Here is a 4,636-nt window from a genome sequence, read left to right as displayed (position 1 = left end):
GGCGCGGCGGCGCTGCGCCTGCCCACCCAGCACTGCCCCAGCCCGCGCGGGGGAGCGGCATCGGGCGGACGATTGTCCCATGGCTGCCACGGGAACCGCTGACCTGAGATCGATCCCCTTCGAGACGATGCAGGGGACCACCGAGACGCTCGGCCGGTGGGCCGGGGACGTCGTCATGGTGGTCAACGTCGCCTCGCGCTGCGGCCTCGCGCCCCAGTACGAGACCCTCGAGGAACTGCAACGACGCTACGCGGACCGAGGGTTCACGGTCCTCGGCTTCCCCTCGAACCAGTTCCGCCAGGAACTCGGCACCGACGAGGAGGTCAGGACGTTCTGCTCCACGACCTACGGCGTGACCTTCCCGGTGCTCGCGCGTCTCAAGGTCAACGGGCGCGGCGAGCACCCGCTCTACACCGTGCTCAAGCAGGCGAAGGACCCCAAGGGGCACAACGGGCGCGTGCGGTGGAACTTCGAGAAGTTCCTCGTACTCCCCGACGGCTCCGTCCACCGTTTCCGCCCCACCACCAAGCCCGACGACCCCGCCATCATCGCGCTCATCGAGGCCAACCTCCCGCGCTGAGCCGCCACACCCCCTCGGTTCGGACCGTGCCCGCACGGGATGCCGGGCCGGTGCCACGCGTCGTGCCGTGAGTGCGGCGCGGACGAGGGCGTCCCCACCTTCACAGCCCACCCACAGCCTTCTCAGGGCTGGCCACGACCTCGCGCCCATAGCGTCATCGCGCAGCGGGTCGGACAGCATCTGAGGAGAAGAATGTTCGAGTACGTCCGCCGGGGCATCACCCGGCGCAAGCGCCAGACGGCGATCATCAGCATCGGAATGGCCCTGGCGGTTGCGGCCGTCCTGGTCATCTCCGCCGCATCGAACGGCATCGCCGCGGCACAGAATTCAGTGCTCCAGGCGGTCTACGGCGTCGGGACGGACCTCACCATCACGTCCTCGCCGACGCGCGGGGACGCACAGAGTGGGGACGCCGAGAGTGGCGGCGGGGGCATGCAGTTCGGCCCGGAGGCCGGTCAGACCGGCGCCGACGGCAGCACGGACATCTCGTCCACGCAGGTGAGTGTCGCCCGTGGGACCCAGACCATGGACTCCACCGTCCTCGACACCGTCAGCGCCACATCGGGTGTGAGCGCGGCGACGGCCACCCTCTCCCTCACCCAGACCGACTTCTCGGGGACCATCCAGCAGCAGGAGTCCTCCGGGACTGACTCCTCCGGGACGGACTCCCAGGACCAGGGCGGCCAGGGCGGTCCCGGGCAGGGTGGCGGTGCCCCCGGCGGCTTCGGCGGAGGTTCCTTCGACCTCGACCAGACCACCATCATGGGTGTCGACCCGAGTGCCACCGACGTCGGTCCCCTGAGCGACATGACCGTCTCCAGCGGAGCGCTCCTGAGCGCGGACGACACGGACTCCGCCGTCATCTCCGCGACCTACGCCTCCGACAGCTCCATCGCGGTCGGCGACACCGTCACCCTGGGCACCGACACGACCGCCACGGTCGTGGGCATCCTCTCCGAGGAGTCCTCCCAGAGTGCCTCCGACATCTACGTGCCGCTCTCGGTCGCCCAGACGCTGGCCGACGAGGACGGAGCGGTGACCACGATCTACGTGAAGGCCGCCAGCGCCGACGACGTGGACACCCTGGCCGACGCACTGGCCACCGCCCTCCCCGACGAGACGGTCTCCACCCAGTCCGACCTCGCCAGCACCGTGTCGGGTTCGCTGTCCTCCGCGGCCTCCTGGATCAGTGGGTTCGGCAAGTGGCTGACGATCGGCATCCTCGCCCTCGCCTTCCTCCTGGCCAGCCTCTTCACGATCTCCTCGGTGACCCGCAGGACCCGTGAGCTCGGGACCCTCAAGGCGATCGGGTGGTCGAACACCCGTGTCCTGGGCAATGTGGTCGCCGAGACCCTCGTCCAGGCCGTGATCGGTGGTGTCGTGGGGCTCGCCCTCGGTGTCGCGGCGGTGATCGGCATCAATGCCGCGGGAATCACGTTGGGTGGTTCCGCCGGTGCGACGGGCGGGATGCCCACCACCGGTCAGGGCGCGCCCGGCAGCACGGACACGGGCTCCGCTCCCACCGGAGGCGGTGCCCCCGGGGACGCTGCGGGCCCAGGTGCTGTCACGGCGTCGGCCACCAGCACCACGACCACGCTGCACCTCGACCCGTCGCTCACCGCGGTCGGGCTGGGAGTGGGCGCGAGCCTCCTCGGAGGTGTGGTCGCCGGAGGAGCCGGCGCGATCAAGGTCAGCAAGCTCCGTCCCGCAGCGGCGCTGCGGAGTGTGGACTGAGGAGGAACGACATGTACCAGTTGAAGGACGTCACGAAGACCTACAGGACCTCGCGCACGGTGACCGCCCTGGACGGCGTCAGCCTGGAGGTCCCTGACGGGCAGTTCCTGGCCATCAGGGGCAACACGGGTGGTGGCAAGTCGACCCTGCTCCAGATGCTCGGCGGCCTGGACCGCCCGGACTCCGGCACCGTCGACTTCGAGGGGACCGACATCACGCGGATGTCGGAGTCTCAGCTCACCAAGTTCCGGGCGAAGGACCTGGGCATCGTCTTCCAGGGCTTCAACCTGGTGAACACCCTCACCGCGAGGGAGAACGTCGAGGCGGGTCTGGTCCCCCTGAAGGTCACGGGCGACGAGAGACGCGGGCGTGCCATGGAGGCCCTGGCCGAGGTGGGGTTGCAGGGCCGCGAGGACCACCTGCCCGGCGAGCTCTCCGGCGGACAGCAACAGCGCGTCGCGATCGCGCGTGCGCTCGTCAAGCAGCCCCGGGTGATCCTGGCCGACGAGCCCACCGGCAACCTGGACGAGAAGATGCGCGACGAGGTGATGGACCTCCTCGAGGAGCACTGGAGGCGGCTGGGATTCACGATGATCGTCGTCACCCACGACTCCGCCGTGGCGAAGAGGGCCCAGCGCAGGATCACGATGACCTCCGGTCACCTGTCCTGAGTCCCCGTCCCCGGCGCGGACCGGGTGTCGGGGTTGACCGGGTGCAGGGGTGGTCCGACCACCCCTGCACCCGGTCCTTCGTCTGTGGGTCGGGAGTGCCCCTTGTGGCGACCCCGTGCCACCGGACAGGCAGTGGTGCAAGGAGCGTCGTCCATCTGGGCAGTTGTGGCGCAGAATGCTCGACCGAATAGGTAGTTGTGGCATGGGATGGTCGACCGAACAGGCAGTCGTGGCAGGAGGGTCGTCCATCCAGGCACTTGCGGCACGGAACGAGCGACCGAACAGGCACCGGTGCCAGGAAGGACGTCCGCCCAGGCAGTCGTGACACGGGTCGATCCACTGAACAGGCGTGGTGGCACCGAAGGATTGCCCGACCAGCCGGTCGCGGCGTGGCCACCATCGTTCCCGGCAGGGGTGGCATGGGATGGTCGGCCCGCCACTCCCGCGGCCGTTAGGGTGGAGGACGTGACGGAGTCAATCGAAGTGTCAGAACGTCAGCACGACACGGTGTCGCCCTCGTCGACGACGCCCGCGCGGGAGGACGTCCCCACCCCGGGGGCCGCGGCGCCGGGGCCGACAGCCAGCAGCGCGGTGACCACCGCCCCCGCCGTCGGCACCCCTGCCCCGACCGCGGGCGCCGCAGTGGTGCTCGTCAACCTCGGCACCCCCGAGGCACCCACCGCGAAGGCCGTGCGTCCCTTCCTGCGGGAGTTCCTCTCCGACCGTCGGGTCATCGAGACCCATCCGCTGCTGTGGCGCCCCGTCCTCGAGGGCATCATCCTGCGAGTGCGCCCACGCGACTCGGCGCGCAAGTACGCCTCGATCTGGATGCCGGAGGGTTCCCCCCTCATGCACTGGTCGCGCCGCCAGGTGGAGGACCTCCAGGACGCGCTCGGCGAGGACGTCCGGGTCCGGGTGGCGATGCGCTACGGGGAGCCCGCCCTGCGTGACGTGCTCACCGACCTGTACGACCAGGGCGTGCGCCGGGTGCTGGTGCTGCCCGCCTACCCGCAGTACGCCGCCTCCTCCGCGGGGACCGTCATCGACGAGGTCGCCCGCTGGACACTGCAGGCCCGCGACCAGCTCGAGGTGCGCACCGTGCGCTCCTTCCCCGACTCGCCCGTCTACGTGGAGGCCCTCGCCCGCGCCCTCGAGGGCCACTGGGCCGAGCAGGGCCGCCCGGACTTCGCCGCCGGGGACCGCCTGGTCACCAGCTTCCACTCGATCCCGCGTGCCATGCACGACGCCGGCGACCCCTACCGTTCCGAGTGCGAGACGACCGCGCGCCTGTTGCGGGAACGCCTCGGTGTCGACGAGGGCGGCCTGCTCGTGCGATTCCAGTCGGTCTTCGGTCCCGCCGAGTGGATCGGCCCGGCCACCATCGACACCATGGGCGAACTCGGACGTGGGGGCACCCGCCGCGTGGACGTCATCTGCCCCGGGTTCATGGCCGACTGCCTGGAGACCCTGGAGGAGATCAACATCCTCAACCGCGAGACCTTCCTGGAAGCGGGCGGGCAGGAGTACCACTACGTCCCCTGGGCGAACGAATCCGCCGGTTGCGTCGCCACCCTGGAGGAGCAGGCCCGCCGCGGCCTGTCCGGCTGGGTCGCCTGACCCCCGGCACCGATCTGCGCGCACCGCTCTGCCT

Annotated in this window: 4 protein-coding genes; all 4 read left to right on the top strand. The window is 70.4% G+C overall.

Annotation, left to right across the window (positions count from 1 at the left end; all coding sequences use genetic code 11):
* Positions 1 to 79: 79 nt before the first annotated feature.
* The 4 genes from TA90_RS02495 (at position 80) to hemH (ending at position 4,602) form a co-directional block, all read left to right on the top strand.
* Positions 80 to 580, top strand: coding sequence for a glutathione peroxidase (locus tag TA90_RS02495; RefSeq protein ID WP_043534448.1), 501 nt, complete (start codon positions 80 to 82; stop codon positions 578 to 580).
* Between the two features lie 192 nt (positions 581 to 772).
* Positions 773 to 2,314 carry an ABC transporter permease gene (locus TA90_RS02490; RefSeq protein WP_043534447.1) on the top strand — a complete coding sequence of 514 codons (1,542 nt, stop codon included), beginning with the start codon at positions 773 to 775 and terminating at the stop codon, positions 2,312 to 2,314.
* 11 nt (positions 2,315 to 2,325) lie between these two features.
* A complete protein-coding gene (locus tag TA90_RS02485; protein ID WP_043534446.1) occupies positions 2,326 to 2,985 on the top strand; it encodes an ABC transporter ATP-binding protein in 660 nt (219 codons plus the stop codon).
* A gap of 591 nt (positions 2,986 to 3,576) precedes the next feature.
* Positions 3,577 to 4,602: a ferrochelatase gene (gene hemH / locus TA90_RS02480; protein ID WP_043534445.1), complete on the top strand. Its 1,026-nt coding sequence runs from the start codon at positions 3,577 to 3,579 to the stop codon at positions 4,600 to 4,602.
* Positions 4,603 to 4,636 lie beyond the last annotated feature (34 nt).

Origin of the sequence: Actinomyces polynesiensis, assembly GCF_000820725.1 — a bacterium.
Taxonomy (GTDB): Bacteria; Actinomycetota; Actinomycetes; order Actinomycetales; family Actinomycetaceae; genus Pauljensenia; species Pauljensenia polynesiensis.
The sequence above is the reverse complement of the archived record's forward strand: the minus strand, read 5'-3'. Positions and strand labels throughout refer to the sequence as shown.